Here is a 15212-nt window from a genome sequence, read left to right on the forward strand (position 1 = left end):
TCATGGCCAGGAGTTTTCATAAGAGCGGACGAATGACTGCCTTGTCGGAGATCAACGTGACTCCCATGATCGACATGGCATTTGCGCTTTTAATTATTTTCATGATAACCACCCCGTTGCTGGAGCAAACCATTCAGGTGAATTTGCCGATTGAATCAGCTACCCGTACACCGGCGGCTCCGGAAACTCGATTTCAAATAATCTCGATCGACAAGGAGGGAACTTACTTCTGGACCCAGGAGCAGGTGACCTTTGTTGAACTAGAGAGTCGGATTAAACTCATGGCTCAGCAAAATGACCCACCCGTTATTCATTTACGCGGTGATATGGATCTGCAGTATCAAAAAATAATAGATGTGATGGATTTGTTGAAACAAAACAATCTTTCACGAATCAGCTTAGATACTCGAGTGAAGTGAGATGACTGTCGACCCAACCACCAAGAAAGCCGCCTTGTTTTCAGGAATACTACACCTGACGACTCTGCTTATATTGGTGCTCGGGGTAGTTTTTAGCAGCCTCTTTGCCAAGAAGGAAGATCCATACGTGTTTGAAATGGTGGACCTTCCTGAATCCGTTCAGACCTTTCAACCAGAGTCGGTGGAACCGATACCTGATATACAGATCGAGTTGCCCGAATTTCCTCCCATTGAGATTCCTGAACCAGAGCCTGAGCCAGTTCGGGAAGAAACACCCCCGCCGGAACCTCAACCTGAAGTTCAGCGACCGGTTGTTCAGCGACCAGTTGTTCAGCCACCCCCGGTCCCAGTTGAAAAACCAAAACCGGTAGAAGAAAAACCCAAGTTGGAAATTATAAATAAAGCGGAATTTGATAAAAAATACCCACGACCAGATCCCGTGAAAGTTACTCCAAAACCACCGGTCCGACAGCCTCGTAAAATTGATACTTCCAAGATCGAAGAAAACTTACGTGAATCTCTAATGAGTTTGCCCAATTTGACGCTTACATCTCAGACCACTATTGCCGATACGGATGCGATGAAACAGTGGCGGTCCTTATTGGCCCGTCGCCTGGACCAATTGTGGAAACAATCCAAGACGGAAGGTACATCAGGCAAAAGCGTCCGAGTTTCATTTATTGTTTCTGCCGGTGGCGCTATTTCCTCTGTTAAGATAGTTGAAAGCTCCGGGCTGCCTGATCTTGACTCCGTAGGTTTGAACACCGTTCGCCAAATAAGTAGTTTCCAACCACCGCCAACAGGAAAAGCAGAGACAATTACCGTCACTCTTAAGGTGGAGTAGGGGGATGGTTGAGCTAAACGGGGCCATCCGCTTAGCAAATATTCGGTTGTGAGTTCCTTTCCCAACTCCCCAAACCGATAATTTCCCTCAAGAAACCAGTCTTGAGTCCCCGCAGCTTATTTGATGTAAATGAATGAGCATAACGCATCTTCTCTCATTACCCCATGGATCAAGAAACTCCTCCCAGTCCAGATCACGGATCTCAGGCTCCTAAGGCTGAGACTACGGGGGTAGAGAAGTTCTGGTCTGAGTTGAAAGCAGGAAGGTTGTGAGAGTGGGGATCGCTTACTGCGTAGTTGGCTGGGGTATTATGGAAGTGGGAGATCTGTTGTTTCCAAACCTGGGCATTCCTCAGTGGGTGTTGACCGCTCTCATTCTCGTGGTAATCGCTGGTTTCCCCATCGCTCTCGTCCTTGCTTGGGTCTATGAATTGACGCCTCAGGGTATTCGTAACACTGACGAGATTAGAGAGGAGCAAGGTGAATCTACCAAGATTAAACCCTACCGACCAAGTCAGCACGCTCTGTTGCTGTTCATCACGGCAGCCGTTCCGACTTTGATTTTCGGAGCCGCTGCGCTATATTTCTTTCTCCGTGCCAAAAGCGTCTCAGACCAACTCACTTTTGTCACTCAAACAGAATTCGAGGAGCTAACGCAAAAATCCTTTGCTGTTATGCCGATGGAAAATCTTAGCCCTGATCCCAACAACGACCACTTGGCCTTAGCTGTTCATGAAGAAATCTCAAATACTCTAGCAGAGGTTAACGATCTTAGATTAATCGCTCGGCCCTCCATTCTAAGCCTTCGTGGAACAACGATGAGCTTAGAAGAAATCGGAAACGAATTAGGGGCTAGATATATTCTTGAAGGTTCAGTTCAAAGGTTGGGAAATCAGCTTAAGGTGTTTTCCAAACTTATCGATGTTCAAACTAATACTTACATATGGAGTGGGAATTTCGACGGAGTCCTTGAAGATATTTTCGACATACAAAGCAACGTGGCGCAGGAGGTGGCAAAACAACTTCAGATTAACCCAAACGTTTCATAAATCTCCTCAAGCAGCGAGGCAGTTCTTCATATATTGCTCAAACATCGGATTGGCATTGAGGGTAAGAGTGGGCTTTCCGGCGGGTTGAGTGAAACGACCTGCTTTGCAGATAAAGGCATTGCGCAGTGTCTGGATTTTTTCAAATATCCACAGCGGCGAACGTTTTTCGGTGGTGCCACGCATCCTGTCCCAGGTTCTCATTTGCAACTCGCGACTGAGATTGTGCGCCAGGATTGCGCAAAGCATGTAACATTGATTGGCTGCCTGACGGCGGCACGGAACATAGGCAAGCGCTCCCTGGCTTTTCAATTCGGCAAATACATTTTCCTGTTGGCCGCGTCCTTCGAGAAAGCGAACCACCTTCTTCACGGAACATTTCTTGTTTGTAATGACACACTTATAATCGTATCCATAATCCAGGGGTTCGAACAGGTCCAGTTGAAGAGCTCCTTTGGTTTGCCTGGGGTTTTCAGTGCGCACAAACAGGAAGCGGGATTTTAGTTTCCACGACTTGGGCTTCCATCTTTTTTCAAAGGCCGAGCTGTTTTGCGCGCTTCCCATGGATGACCATTCTGCTCACCGCCTAATATTTTTTCCATAACTGCCAGGAGCCTTCCAGTTCCTTCGTAATTTGAGAAGTTGCGGATGGCTGCATAATCTTCTATGACATGTCTTGGATTACAATGTATCCAGTAGATCTGGAAGCGTAACGGCGGAAATTTGTTCTGTTAGTTCGAAACTATGCTGGCCCGGATGGACGATGTAGAGGTGCTCCAACCCCAGGTCAGTTAAGGAGCTTTGCATGGATTTGGTGGTACTGGGTTGTTCCGAATATTTGAACTCAATTCCTAAACGTTTCCCTTTATGAAAGATGAGCAGGTCCAGTTCCGCCCCGGCATGGGTTGCCCAGAAATAGGCCTCCCGGTCACCGGTAACAGCCAGTACCTGTTCGATTCCAAATCCCTCCCAGGAAGCACCCAGTTTTGGGTGGGACTCCAGGGCGGTCGGGTCGGGAATTCCGAGCAGGGCATGGAGTATACCTGAATCGCGGATGTAGACTTTTGGTGATTTAACCTGACGCTTCTTCAGATTTTCAAACCAGGGTGGAAGTTGACGGACGACGTAAGTTCCGGAAAGAATGTCGAGGTAGCGACGGGCGGTGGGTTCGGAGCTTCCAAGTGAGCGGGCCAACTCTGAGACCTTTAGTATCTGGCCATGATAGTGTGCCACCATCGTCCAGAAGCGTCGCAGGGTGGAAGCGGGAACATGGATGCCCAACTGTGGAATATCTCTTTCCAGAAACGTTCGAAAAAAGTCTTCATGCCATTGTCGCACGGCCTGATTGCTTCGAGCCAAATAAGCTCTGGGAAAACCTCCTCGCCACCAGCTTTTGGAAAGGTGTTCTGTTCCCAGTTCGCTCAATGAAAATCCTGAAACGTCAATAAAGGAAACTCGACCCGCAAGGCTTTCACTGGCCCCCTTAATTAGATCGGGTGAAGCGCTTCCAAGTACAAGAAAACGTGCGGGAGATTTTGGGCGATCCGCCAACACACGCAGGAGTGGAAACAGCTCAGGCATGCGTTGGATCTCATCGAGAATTATGAGCCCTTTCAACTTGGACAATACCAGTTCGGGATTAGCCAAGCGGGCGATGTCAGATGGAGATTCCAGGTCAAAATGGTGGATCTCCTCATTGGATATCGATTGGGCCAGAAGTTGAGCCAATGTAGTTTTCCCAGCCTGACGGGGCCCAGGCAGTGCAACGACCGGATAATCCTGCAACCGATCCCGAATTGTCTTAATATATGCCTTTCGATCGATTATCATATCCTTGAAAATCTAACGTATATATTTAGGATTTCAAGGATAAATATCGAGCTGCATCCTTTAAACCACTGATGATAAAGCTAATAACTAATAGATATACATTTTAGTTTGGTTCGCTTGGGAACTATGAACTTCCCTGAATGAAACGTGAGCAGTAAGAATTCTAAAATGGAAAACATCAGTGTGAATCAGTGCCATCAGTGGTTGGTAATAAATACTCTGCCGAACAAAAGGATTTATGAAAAACCGTATTTATTCTCCGTTATCTCGGTTTCCTCATGTTCAAAAAAACAGAATTCTGAACAGAATATAACAGAGGAAACAGAGAGGTTGAACAAACGACTCCTTGTAAACCTTTGCCGCCTAATTCCCTTTTTGAGAATCGGCTTTTTAAGCGACTTGTTGAAAGCGAATTTTTAGTTCTTTTTCAATAAGATGCATTTGTTGAGCGTCCCGGCCAGCTATCAGTGCGAACGAGGTGCCGGTTCTGCCGGCACGTGCGGTTCTTCCACTCCGGTGGATATAATACTCCGAAGTCTCAGGTAGTTGGTGGTGGATGACAAATGATAGTCCTTCGATATCGATACCCCGTGCGGCAACATCGGTGGCGACGACGTATTGAATTCTCTCTTTGATAAAGGCGCGCATTATTTTTTCTCTCTCTTTCTGAGACAGGTTGCCTTGGAGAACGCCGGTCTTGAACCCTTTCTCATTGAGAATGGCTCCCAGGGTAATTGCTCCTGCTTTTGAGCGGCAAAAGATAAGTCCTCTTTCTGTGCCTCGTCTCTCGAGAAATTTGGCTATGCGGGCTGGCTTGTCTTCAATTTTGCATCGAAGGAACTGATGGGTGATCGCACTCTCCATGATGTCCTTACTCTCAAGAAGCAGATGCTTGGCATCGTGTTTCATGTAGATCTTGACCAGCTTTTGAATATCCTCGGGAATCGTCGCTGAAAACAGCCAGATGCTTTCGCGATCGGTGGTCAGGTTGATGATTTTGGTTAGGTGCTCCCGGAAGCCCATGGTCAACATTTCGTCGGCCTCGTCCAGAACAACGCGCTTAACTGTGGAGAGATCCACTGCTTTCAGATTCAACAGGTCGATCAAGCGGCCGGGAGTTGCCACGATGATGTGTGTTGTGCGATCGAGGGCTTTGACCTGAACCTCAATCTTATCCCCACCATAGACAGCTTCGGTAAAAATCTTGTAGGTATACTTTGTGTATTTGAATAAATGCTTTGCTACTTGTTGCGCCAATTCACGTGTTGGGACCAGGATCAATCCTTGAACCTTGTCGGATTTGTGATTGATGCGCTCGAGAAGTGGTAGGCCGAATGCCGCAGTTTTTCCTGTGCCTGTCTGAGCACGGCATACGAAATCCGTCCCTTCCTTCATGAGGAATGGTATGGCCTTTTCCTGGACTTCGGTGGGTTGCTTGATACCTAGTTCATCCAGGCCTTGAACCAGGTATTTGTTTATTCCGAGTGTTTTAAAATCGCTCATAGCTTATTTATTCAAGCATGCGAAAAGCCAGAGAAACTCCCCTCAAGCAATCAAAAAGGACCGTAGCTGTTTAACTAGTTGAAATCTCCTAGAGCGAGATCCTTCATTCCAAGTTCACCTCGGAAGAGGGGACTGGTGCAAATATTGACGATCAAGTCTTTGAAGCCGTCTTTGTTTTCGCTGTTTGCTTTAGCAATATCATCAGCGGCAATTTTTTCCGAGAAAGTGAGAGGATGTCCGAGTGCGTAAGTGAACAATTTTTCGGTGAGTGCTTGGCTGAATTGATCGGAGCGATCCAGCAGGACTTGTTTCATTTCTTCAACTCCATCGAAGCTGCTTCCCCTGACCTGCCCCTTCGCATCAATGGGCTGGAGATTGCGGTAAACGTCACGGAATGCTCCGACAGCATCGAAGTGTTCCAAGCCAAGTCCCCAAGGGTCGATTTTCTGATGGCAATCGTAGCACGTTTCAATTTCGCGGTGTTTCGCCAACATTTCGGGAATGGTTTTCGTTCCGCGAACATCCGGCTCGATAGGTTCGACATCGGGTGGCGGCGGAGAAGGCGGAGCTCCTAGAAGATTTTCAAGTACCCACACGCCTCTTACAACGGGGGAAGTGCGCGTCCCATTGGAGGTGAGTTTTAAAATACTGGCTTGACCCAAAAGTCCTCCGCGCGGGCTGTCTTGTGATAAGTTTACTTTGCGAAACTGATTCCCCTCAACCCCAGCTATCCCATAATGGGCGGCCAGACGGTCGTTCACCATGACGAATTCAGAATCGAGAAACGTTTTCAGTGGTAGGTTTTTCGTAAGCACCTGTTCAAAGAAAAGTTCACTCTCTTTGCGCATAAGCTCCTCCAGTAAGGGATCGTAGTCCTTGTAGAGTTTTGGGTCCGGTTTCATGAGCTCGATGTTTTTAAGCCCAAGCCATTGCGCAGTGAAATCCAGAACGAAGCGTTTCGCTTTAGTATCCTTCAGCATTCTAATGACTTGCTTTCGAACAACCTTCGGATTGAGCAGTTGTTCGTTTTCGGCCAGACGAAGCAGCTCTTCGTCAGGCATGGAATTCCATAAGAAGTACGAAAGTCTGCTAGCCAAAGCCCAGGCGTCTTTGCCGTCTCCTTTGTCATGATTGAAGAGAAAGCGTGGCGAACAAAGAACACCTTCAACCACATTGCGCATCGATGCTTCCTCGCTAAGCCCCTGATTTAACCCCACCTGATAAAGTTGAATAAAATTGTGTACCGTTGATTCAGGTACGGGACGACGAAAGGCCCTGAATAAAAATTCCTCGATGCGTTTTTCGGCAGCCTTTTTTTGTCCCAGTAGCTGTTGATGAACGGTGGGCGGCCATGATTCGATGTGCGGACCTATTACTTTGATTTCCTTAACGCGAAGTAGATCGGCCACGAGCATTTCCTCTCCTTCAACGACGGCGGTCGGTGATTGATTCAATATGGCTGCGGAAGCGTAGTGGACCATGATATTCTCACCTTCCTTTAGGCGGACATCCACCTCGTTTGTCTGCAATTGGTCGCTCGTATAAAAATAACCGACTCTTCTACCTGGAACCGATGCCGCATCCATGTGACGTGCTTCGGAAGCCTGAATGGCAATGATGGAAACCAGCCGCGGTTCGCCGTTTGGGCGACGCTCACGCGTCTTCATGTTTTTTGCATAACTCTCATCCACATACTCGTAATCAATGCCTTTTGCTTCCAGCACCGTACGATAATCTTCAGCCAAAGCACTGACTTGAATACGGTAGCTTCCGTCCTGAGGTGCCACAAATCCCTGAGGCCACATGACATGTTTACGATCCCGACTGGAAGAAGTGATAACCAGGCCATCACGTTCCTCCACGTTGTTTCCGTGACCGATGGTACCGATTTGGTATCTGCGTTCGTCGCGAATATCTTCGCCCTCAACAATGGCTAGTTTAGCAATTTTCTGCGCGTTGTTTTGAAGCTTCAAAACCATTTCCGGATTTGCTTCCAGTGTGATGGCCATGTTTTCAAATCCATCCAATTCCGGGTCGGCTGGAAGATGTTCAGACAGTTGCAGATTAATGCCTAATAAGTCTTCGACGGTATTGTCTAACGCTGAATGGCTAAGTCGGCGAATTGAAATGCGGCCACCACCACTTTGCTGTTCAGCTGCGGAGCGAAGTTCTTTATCAATGGCATTTATGACTTGGGTAAGAAGATCAGCTGGTGGTCTTGGCTCATCCTCAGGCGGCATATCGCCGATAACCAGCATGTCTGATACATCCTGCCAGGAGATTGCGTTTGAGGCATGAGTGAAGTCAGTGCTTAAGGTATCAAGCCGAATATCCCCCTTTTGCTTTTTTTCACCATGGCACTGAACACAGTGTTCTTTTATAAAAGGCGTGATCAAAGCATGAAATTCTTCATCAGCGAATAGAGATATTCCACTTAGAATAACCGCGAGGCTTACCAAGGCTATTTTTCTTCCTTTTAGCATTCTTAAAAGTGACTGAAAAATGTTTAAGCCAACTCGTTGTTGATATTACCCGTGCTTGCTGCAAACGTTTCGGCTTCAATTCCGAGTCCCTGCAACATGGTAACAAATACATTGGATAGCGGCGTACTTCCTTCTTCAAATATTATATCTTTTCCGTGATTCAAACTACCTCCAGCGATCATAACCGGGAGGTTTTTATTGGAATGAGAACTACCGTTGCCCAAGCCGCTTCCGAACAAGACCTGGGTGTGGTCGAGTAAGTTGCCTTCATCGTCCTGAATCTCCTTCAAACGGGAAAGGAATTTTGAAATCGACCGAGTGTGCATCTGCTCAATTCTCACAAGTTCGTCCACCACTTCGGGATCTTTTCCGTGATGCGATTGACCATGGTAACCGGACATTTGATTTCCGTCCAAAATGATGGGTAATCCGCCCGCAGGAAGTTCGACAGATATTACTCGTGTGGAATCGTGCTGTAAGGCCAGGGCGCTCAGTTCGAGCATTAAATCCAAGTTTCCATGAAAGGAGATTGGTCGCTCCAAGAGGGGTGGAATTCCAGGCTTGGGTGTGTTGACCCACTGTTGTTGGCGTTCGATGCGTTTTTCAACATCGCGAATCGAAGTAAAGTAGGCGTCCACTTTTTCACGATCTTCAAAGCCGATTTCCTTTTGAAGCGATTTGGCATCTTCAGCCACCATATCCAGGACACTGCGTTTGAATTCCATGGCCTTGCTGGCAGCTCGAGGATTCAGGTCATTTACAAAGAGTCTTTGAAAGACCTTCATCGGATCAGCTTCAGGGAGTAGGGGAACGCCATTTTCATCCCAGGACAGGGTCTGGCTGGGTTTACCCTCCGATGCTCCAAGCTGGAGTGAATGATAGCGGCTGTTCCGGCTCAAATGTTTGGCTGCCAATTGGTCCAGGGTGATCTGGTTTTTTACCATGATCGATTCACCAATATACTCGGGTTGATATACTCCGGACAAAAACGACGGTGTGCCTTTGTGCCCCCCGTTGATGCCATGATCGACGCCCGAGACGATGGTGAAGTTCTGACGGTGGAGCATCAACGGTTCAAGCAAACGTGGAATTCGATCGCTGCCCTTGGTGGGGTGCCATTCTTCCGGGTACATACCCAGAAACGTTCCAATGGTTACAAGTCTCTTCCGGGCTTCAACGATGGGTTTAGCGTAAAGGGGAAGGGGCAGGGAATTTAAGAAAGGCAGGGCAATTAATCCACCGGTGCTTCTTAGGAATTGGCGACGATTGCAATAGACTATGTTTTTCATCAGGGGAATCATTGGGGGAAGATGGTTAAATGGTCAATGGTTCAATAAACCTCCAAAATTGAAAGTAAAGGAGCGTTTTATGGATTAGCGGGGTGCGGCCGCCATCAGGTATTTCCAGAATTGGTTGTTGAAATCGTTCGTCTTTGGTTGGTTGCCCAAACGGGTGATAACCAGGTTCATTGACGGGACGACATAAAGTTTTCGTTGCAGGGCACCTTGAGCGGCAAAGAGGTCGGCTGGGGCTTCCAGGATGAGCGGACCGTCCCTTGCGTTCGCTCCGTCGCCTGCACCGACTTTGGATTGTCCGTTGAGCCACCAGAGATAACCGTAGGAAGGATTCATTTCCTGAGAGGGGTGCGACATGTCATGTAGGTAATTTTTATCGGTTATGATGGTTTTGCCTGCCCACTTGCCACCGTTAAGAACCATGAGGCCGACTCGTGCGAGATCGCGATTGGAGGTACTGAGGCCAAAGATATTCGTGTCCTTGATGTTCGCGTCTTCCATCCCGTTTCTAAAAATCCACTCCGAATCGTTCATGCCGAGCGGATCAAAAAGCCATTTCTTGACCAGGTCCTTGGGCTCAATGCCTGAGGCGGCGGCGGCGACATGCATGGAGTGGGAGTAGGCGGTGGTGTTGTAACGCCAGCGCGTTCCGGCGGGTGCTTCGAAAGTGAGGTCGTCTTTCAGGCCAGAGCTCATGCTGATCAGGTGTTTCACTGTGATTTTCGCTTCCTGTTCGGGCGTAGCGCGCGACCAGCCTTTACCCAAGTGCTTGTGGACGGGATCGTTTATCGAAAGAAGTCCCTTTTGTTGAGCAATGCCAACGATGATGGCGGAAATACTTTTCTGGGCGGATGCCACATCCTCGATGCTATGACCGTCCTTGGTTTTACCCAGCATCATACGGACGCCCCTTAACCCATCGATTTTGTAGTTCTCTTCGGGCCAGTGTTTTTCGGCGAGGATTTTGCCATTTAACAGAATAAGTAAACCGGACGATTTCTGTTCGCCGACAGCGGTAATCAACTCTTCCAGTTTGTCAGTATCCCATCCCGCTTTAGCAGGGTCTATGGTTTCCCATGCCTCGTTCTTAGTTGGGAAATATATGGATTCTTTCGCCAGAAGAAACGGAGCAGATAGCAATAGTGCTGTGAATAGTTGAATGGGAGTAGATAATTTTAATGAGAAGTGCATCTTTTAGGGTAATGGTTGCGTATTAGTAGACCAATGAAATTTGAACAGAGAGCTGTTGGAATGATCGTGTGGTTATATCGGTGTATTTCAAGAGATAAGCGGTTTAAAGATTGAGCCAATTGAGAACTAGAACTAAACAACAATAAATCCGATGAAACGTATACTGCTTTTAGGAATCCTGATTTTCATTTCTCAAACTTTGAGTGCGGAAGTGATTCTTAATTTTGGTGACCCGGAAGAGTTTAAGGACTTTGAGTATGCTCAGACCCGACGAACCATTTCGACCGAGTTTTTTAGTAAGGAGATTATTCGAGAGCTTCAGCGTTCGCTTGAGAAATCGTTTTCTGAGGGAGCTGTCCTTACGCTGGATTTTCAGGATATAGATTTAGCCGGTCACTTCGAGCCTTGGCAGCCTACTCCTCTCGATGATGTGCGGATATTTAAAGACCGTTATCCTCCCAGCGCCCAGTTTTCTTATCGGCTGGTTGATAAGAACGGTGTTGTTTTAGCTGAAGGAAATAAAGAGCTTCGCTATCTGGGCTTCCAGGATGGAGGTTCCAGGCGAACCGGAGCAACGGATACGTTTTATTACGAACGGCGGATGCTGGAACGGTGGATTAGGTCGGAGCTGAAGAAGGAAGTTGAAGGCGACTATTGAGTTTTTGATGCGACCACTTTGCGGCCCAAGACCACAGTGAGAATTCCACCGAGAATGAGAATCGACGCGATAAGGAGTCGGGACGTGATAATCTCAGAGATAAAGACTACACCTCCCAAGGCTGCAATAACCGGTACGAGGAGTTGAACGACTCCGGCTTGAGTTGGTGATAGTCCACGTAAAGCGGTGTACCAAATCGTATAGCCGACTCCAGATGCAATACCACCCGACAAACAGGCCAGTAAAATTCCTTGAGCAGTGAAACTCAGCAATTGAAGTGAAAGCAGTCCCACGACCAGTATCATGGGTAAGGTCCGGATAAAATTGTAGCCTGTATCCTGGAGTGGATTTTTCGATCCTCTTCCGTTTAAGGTATAGAGCCCCCAGGCGACACCCGCCAGGGTCATGAGTATAAAGCCCGGTAGAGAGGGCGACGCGATGTTTGGGAGCACCAAATAAACAAATCCGAAAAATGAAACGACGACCCCTACCCATTCCGTTGGATGTAACCGGCTTCCTGATACAAGAGAAACGAAGATAATTGTAATCTGAGTCCACCCAAAGAGAATGAGAGCTCCAGTACCGGTTTCCAGGCGAATGTAAGCAAAGGAGAAGGTGATAGCGTAAAGAAACAGCATAGACGCTCCCCACCAGGAACCTTTCGAAGTTAGGGATTGGTAGTCGTTTCTTTGGAATTGTAAAATGAGGAACAACGTCAACGCGCCCGATGCTAAGCGGACAATCGTGAAACCAGATGCGTCGATCGCTTCGGCACCCAGGGCCATACGACATAGCACGGAGTTGGCAGCGAATGCGATGAGTGCCAGGGCTGTGCAAGTGAAGGTTTTTAGAACTCCTTGTGACATGGGGTCGAATGGGGTGGGCATCGGCTAGGTCAAAATGTACCCTATTTCATGTATTTGTCCACAAAGGGTAGCACGGCAGCATAGGCCCTAGCAATTTCTTCAGGGTCGCCATCCTTTAGGCCGTGTTCGGCGTTCTGAATACTGATGAGCTTGTGATCTACGCTGTGTTGCCTGAATTGCTCGGCCATCATGACGGACTGCTCGTAAGGAACGTCGGTGTCGTTGGTGCCATGGATGAGTAGGGTAGGCGGATAGTTACTGGTCACGTTCTTGACTGCCATGAATGGATAAAACTTCTCTGGTTCTGTGTGAGGATCCCATCCGGATACCAGTTTGGGCCATAGACCTTGTTGGCGTGAATATTGATAAAAGCGTCCTCCGTTTCCTTCACGATCCTCGGAGTTGGCAACTACCGGACCATGGGGAATATCTGCTACTTCTCCCCAGGAAATCTTCTCGCGGTTATGGCGGGCATGCGGACTCGGCGTACTGTACCAATCGCCAATCAAATCCCCGTAGCCGTAGAAGCTGACAAGCACGGTTGGTGGTGGATCGACGCGAAAACCGGATGTAAGTGTGAGGCATCCGCCAGCAGAACCTCCTGCCACAGCGATCTTGGAGGTATCTACATGGAAGAGTCGTGGTCCATCCTTGCGTAGCCATTTAAAAGCATCCTCCAGATCTTCAATGATGTGGGGCAGCTTGGTTTCCGGGGCCAGCCTGTAGTCAATTGACACAATGGCGTACCCGGCACCAAGAAAAGTTTCCAAAACGGGCTTGCTGACACTTTGTCGACCACCATTAATTATAGCACCACCGTGAATCCAAACGAGCACCGGTCGAATGACCTCGTCGTCCTCTCGATGCACATCGGCTTTGATTTCAAGGTCTCCTACCGTCTTGTAAGTGTAGGTTTCTGTTTTGATGTTTGCTACTACACTTCCAGCCATCGTAAGCATGGTTAGAAATAGACTGAGTGTGGTGAATTTCACGGTAATTTGTTGATGGAGTCTAGAGGTTCAGACAGTCACCGGCGGAAGCCGTACTCGAGTGTATAATACTCGATCTCCAAATGAGAAAGGGGCTCTTTGAGTTTGGCCAGTTCCTCAGCCGGACCATGGATTTCCAGTTTGGTTAGTTCTGCAAACCCCAGCACTTCACCGAGAAGTTCACCCACATTGCCGAAGTGCGCCAGCACACCTTCGGCATCGGCATAACCTTCGCGGCAGTGCGCTTGGTTTCCTTTGAATGAAAATCCATAATGAAGCACCTTCTCCTCAGTTTGAGTCATTTCCACGAACCGGTCGCAGTATCCTTTGAACCGTGGAAGGGTTTCGTCGCTAAGTTGAAAGTAGGGGACGATAGTGCAACAAGTGTCTGTTGTGGCCATAGGTATTGTTTCTATTTTTGGGTTAAACCGTTGTTAATGAAATTGTAGATGCGGTTGCCGGTGTTTTCTATTTCCCAGTCGATGCCGTGACCCGCGCCGGGCACCACTACCAGCTCGTGGGGGATCCCCAATTCTCTCAAGTGAATGGACCATTGAAGATTGCCCACGTAATTGTCGTCTTTGTTTCCAATCACTACCATGAGGTTCACGGGAGGGGCATTCCGACTTGCTGCTTAAACTCGGGCGATATTGAAGGCATTGTTTTCTCCATCAGGAATGGTGAGGTATTCGCTTTCTACCCCGTTGTTTTCGTCGATGACTTTTTCGTATTGGTGGCCCGATGCCATGGCTACTGCTGTACCGAATAGCTCGGGATGACTAAAAATATACCGGCTTGTACCGCGACCACCTTGGGAACTGCCCATGATCACTCGCCCGGATCGGTCGGCTATGGTCGGGTAGGTTTTGTCCAGGTGCTCGATTAGCTCCATGAACGCAGACACGCCTTTGTACTCATGAAATTCGTAGTGGCTGAGTTTGCCTCCGTTCACACCGATCATAAATGCTGCCGGATAGTCCTCCGATTTAAGGAAGCCCATCATATTGTTGAAGCCACCTTTTGACTTTACTTCACTTCCTGGCCGACCTCCGTGTAAAAAGTAAATGACCGGGTAGCGCTTGCCTCTGTTCTCCGGCGCATCATAGCCGCGAGGAAGGCGCATATAAAATCCCACATCCGCATGGTTCGCCTTCGAATGAAAAGTCATGTGGATCAGCGTAGGATGCATTTGCTCCGGCGCTTCGTTGATCCACTGAAAGGATTCGAACCCTTTCCACCAACTGGGTTCTTCTTGTGCGAAAAGGTTCAGCGTTGAAAAGAGGCTGAGGAAAATTTGGGCAACGTATTTGGATTTCATATGGGATAGAGTGAGGCTAAGCAAACAGCGCTATCAGGGTGCAAACGATGACAACCAGGATGATAAATAGAAAATGTATGCGCATCAGTCCCGACTTGCGGTGGGCTTCCAGGTCTTTCACCTGACCGCCGAAACCTGTCCAGGCATAGCGTAACCAGAAAAGCGCACCGAGGGCCATGAAGGCGCAGAAGATTTTTACTCCAATAGGCATTAAGGGAAGGCTGAAGGTTGGAGGAAGTTTTGTGAAGGTTTAATTCAGGCTGCTAAACGGATGAGTGCAATGGAGGGTATATTTTTTCTTGGATGTAATTCGAAGGAGAGGAGAGATGCTTCCGGATTGTGGATTGCACCCATCCGTTTAGCAGCCCGAAGTATGAACAGGTCGAAAGTCGTAGGTGCTCTGTTCGTGGAGTGTATTAACTGTAGGAGAGGAGCTTGCTCCCGAATCGCCTTGTCCAAGAAATATCAAATCTGGAGCAAGCTCCCTTCCTACATTTAGATTTCTCAATTGTAGCCAAGGTCGTAAGACTATGGAAGCATAGAAGGCAGGAATGAGAAATTCAATGGTGTCATCCGCCTTCGGAGACTACGGCGAGACATGCTCACCATTGCTACATTCCTTAGAAGTCCGTTTTCCTTTAAATGGAAAGTTGTGTATAAGGCTCTGGCTTTACGCCCCCATTTATTGAGAGATTTTTGAGTGATCGCGGGATTAACCCGCTCCGGCAATTTCTCTATTGAGGCGCCTCGATTCTTCGCCCAATGATTTTA

The 15212-nt window shown here is 48.0% G+C and carries 16 protein-coding genes; 4 read left to right on the plus strand and 12 right to left on the minus strand.

From position 1 onward, the window contains the following. Window positions 1-2 precede the first annotated feature (2 nt). From O3C43_10675 to O3C43_10685, 3 genes are all read left to right on the plus strand, one after another. On the plus strand, window positions 3-419 hold the full coding sequence (locus O3C43_10675; protein MDA1066957.1) for a biopolymer transporter ExbD: 417 nt from the start codon (window positions 3-5) through the stop codon (window positions 417-419). Between the two features lies 1 nt (window position 420). Next, complete coding sequence (locus O3C43_10680) at window positions 421-1263, plus strand: TonB family protein (GenBank protein ID MDA1066958.1); 843 nt, start codon at window positions 421-423, stop codon at window positions 1261-1263. Between the two features lie 268 nt (window positions 1264-1531). Beyond that, window positions 1532-2311 carry a hypothetical protein gene (locus O3C43_10685; GenBank protein MDA1066959.1) on the plus strand — a complete coding sequence of 260 codons (780 nt, stop codon included), beginning with the start codon at window positions 1532-1534 and terminating at the stop codon, window positions 2309-2311. A 6-nt stretch (window positions 2312-2317) separates the two neighbouring features. Here O3C43_10685 and O3C43_10690 read toward each other — a convergent pair whose 3' ends face one another. From O3C43_10690 to O3C43_10715, 6 genes are all read right to left on the minus strand, one after another. After that, window positions 2318-2791, minus strand: coding sequence for a transposase (locus O3C43_10690; protein MDA1066960.1), 474 nt, complete (start codon window positions 2789-2791; stop codon window positions 2318-2320). A 198-nt stretch (window positions 2792-2989) separates the two neighbouring features. Next, a complete protein-coding gene (locus O3C43_10695; protein ID MDA1066961.1) occupies window positions 2990-4138 on the minus strand; it encodes an ATP-binding protein in 1149 nt (382 codons plus the stop codon). Window positions 4139-4528: 390 nt separating this feature from the next. Then, window positions 4529-5641: a DEAD/DEAH box helicase gene (locus O3C43_10700; protein ID MDA1066962.1), complete on the minus strand. Its 1113-nt coding sequence runs from the start codon at window positions 5639-5641 to the stop codon at window positions 4529-4531. Window positions 5642-5715: 74 nt separating this feature from the next. Beyond that, window positions 5716-8124 carry a DUF1592 domain-containing protein gene (locus O3C43_10705; GenBank protein ID MDA1066963.1) on the minus strand — a complete coding sequence of 803 codons (2409 nt, stop codon included), beginning with the start codon at window positions 8122-8124 and terminating at the stop codon, window positions 5716-5718. A 23-nt stretch (window positions 8125-8147) separates the two neighbouring features. Continuing rightward, window positions 8148-9413: a DUF1552 domain-containing protein gene (locus O3C43_10710; GenBank protein ID MDA1066964.1), complete on the minus strand. Its 1266-nt coding sequence runs from the start codon at window positions 9411-9413 to the stop codon at window positions 8148-8150. 84 nt (window positions 9414-9497) lie between these two features. After that, window positions 9498-10610: a serine hydrolase gene (locus O3C43_10715; protein MDA1066965.1), complete on the minus strand. Its 1113-nt coding sequence runs from the start codon at window positions 10608-10610 to the stop codon at window positions 9498-9500. A 151-nt stretch (window positions 10611-10761) separates the two neighbouring features. On the opposite strand from O3C43_10715, the gene O3C43_10720 reads away from it, so the two are divergent. Next, window positions 10762-11268 carry a DUF3016 domain-containing protein gene (locus tag O3C43_10720; GenBank protein MDA1066966.1) on the plus strand — a complete coding sequence of 169 codons (507 nt, stop codon included), beginning with the start codon at window positions 10762-10764 and terminating at the stop codon, window positions 11266-11268. Here the strand turns inward: O3C43_10720 and O3C43_10725 are convergent. From O3C43_10725 to O3C43_10750, 6 genes are read right to left on the minus strand one after another with little or no spacing between them, the layout of a single operon-like run. Next, window positions 11262-12134 carry a DMT family transporter gene (locus O3C43_10725; protein ID MDA1066967.1) on the minus strand — a complete coding sequence of 291 codons (873 nt, stop codon included), beginning with the start codon at window positions 12132-12134 and terminating at the stop codon, window positions 11262-11264. The genes O3C43_10720 and O3C43_10725 overlap by 7 nt on opposite strands. Before the next feature lie 41 nt (window positions 12135-12175). Then, a complete protein-coding gene (locus tag O3C43_10730) occupies window positions 12176-13126 on the minus strand; it encodes an alpha/beta hydrolase (GenBank protein ID MDA1066968.1) in 951 nt (316 codons plus the stop codon). A gap of 35 nt (window positions 13127-13161) precedes the next feature. Then, a complete protein-coding gene (locus O3C43_10735; protein MDA1066969.1) occupies window positions 13162-13524 on the minus strand; it encodes a hypothetical protein in 363 nt (120 codons plus the stop codon). A gap of 11 nt (window positions 13525-13535) precedes the next feature. After that, window positions 13536-13724: a hypothetical protein gene (locus O3C43_10740; GenBank protein MDA1066970.1), complete on the minus strand. Its 189-nt coding sequence runs from the start codon at window positions 13722-13724 to the stop codon at window positions 13536-13538. A gap of 33 nt (window positions 13725-13757) precedes the next feature. Continuing rightward, window positions 13758-14441, minus strand: coding sequence for an alpha/beta hydrolase-fold protein (locus O3C43_10745; protein MDA1066971.1), 684 nt, complete (start codon window positions 14439-14441; stop codon window positions 13758-13760). A gap of 16 nt (window positions 14442-14457) precedes the next feature. Next, window positions 14458-14652 carry a hypothetical protein gene (locus O3C43_10750; GenBank protein MDA1066972.1) on the minus strand — a complete coding sequence of 65 codons (195 nt, stop codon included), beginning with the start codon at window positions 14650-14652 and terminating at the stop codon, window positions 14458-14460. Between the last annotated feature and the right edge of the window lie 560 nt (window positions 14653-15212).

Source organism: Verrucomicrobiota bacterium, from assembly GCA_027622555.1.
Taxonomy (GTDB): Bacteria; Verrucomicrobiota; Verrucomicrobiia; order Opitutales; family UBA2995; genus UBA2995.

Bases quoted from the DNA above. Each gene is read 5' to 3' on its own strand.
- O3C43_10700 (MDA1066962.1), bottom strand. From the start codon at position 5,641: ATGAGCGATTTTAAAACACTCGGAATAAACAAATACCTGGTTCAAGGC.
- O3C43_10695 (MDA1066961.1), bottom strand. From the start codon at position 4,138: ATGATAATCGATCGAAAGGCATATATTAAGACAATTCGGGATCGGTTG.
- O3C43_10715 (MDA1066965.1), bottom strand. From the start codon at position 10,610: ATGCACTTCTCATTAAAATTATCTACTCCCATTCAACTATTCACAGCA.
- O3C43_10720 (MDA1066966.1), top strand. From the start codon at position 10,762: ATGAAACGTATACTGCTTTTAGGAATCCTGATTTTCATTTCTCAAACT.
- O3C43_10710 (MDA1066964.1), bottom strand. From the start codon at position 9,413: ATGAAAAACATAGTCTATTGCAATCGTCGCCAATTCCTAAGAAGCACC.
- O3C43_10725 (MDA1066967.1), bottom strand. From the start codon at position 12,134: ATGTCACAAGGAGTTCTAAAAACCTTCACTTGCACAGCCCTGGCACTC.
- O3C43_10675 (MDA1066957.1), top strand. From the start codon at position 3: ATGGCCAGGAGTTTTCATAAGAGCGGACGAATGACTGCCTTGTCGGAG.
- O3C43_10750 (MDA1066972.1), bottom strand. From the start codon at position 14,652: ATGCCTATTGGAGTAAAAATCTTCTGCGCCTTCATGGCCCTCGGTGCG.
- O3C43_10735 (MDA1066969.1), bottom strand. From the start codon at position 13,524: ATGGCCACAACAGACACTTGTTGCACTATCGTCCCCTACTTTCAACTT.
- O3C43_10680 (MDA1066958.1), top strand. From the start codon at position 421: ATGACTGTCGACCCAACCACCAAGAAAGCCGCCTTGTTTTCAGGAATA.
- O3C43_10705 (MDA1066963.1), bottom strand. From the start codon at position 8,124: ATGCTAAAAGGAAGAAAAATAGCCTTGGTAAGCCTCGCGGTTATTCTA.
- O3C43_10745 (MDA1066971.1), bottom strand. From the start codon at position 14,441: ATGAAATCCAAATACGTTGCCCAAATTTTCCTCAGCCTCTTTTCAACG.
- O3C43_10740 (MDA1066970.1), bottom strand. From the start codon at position 13,724: ATGGTAGTGATTGGAAACAAAGACGACAATTACGTGGGCAATCTTCAA.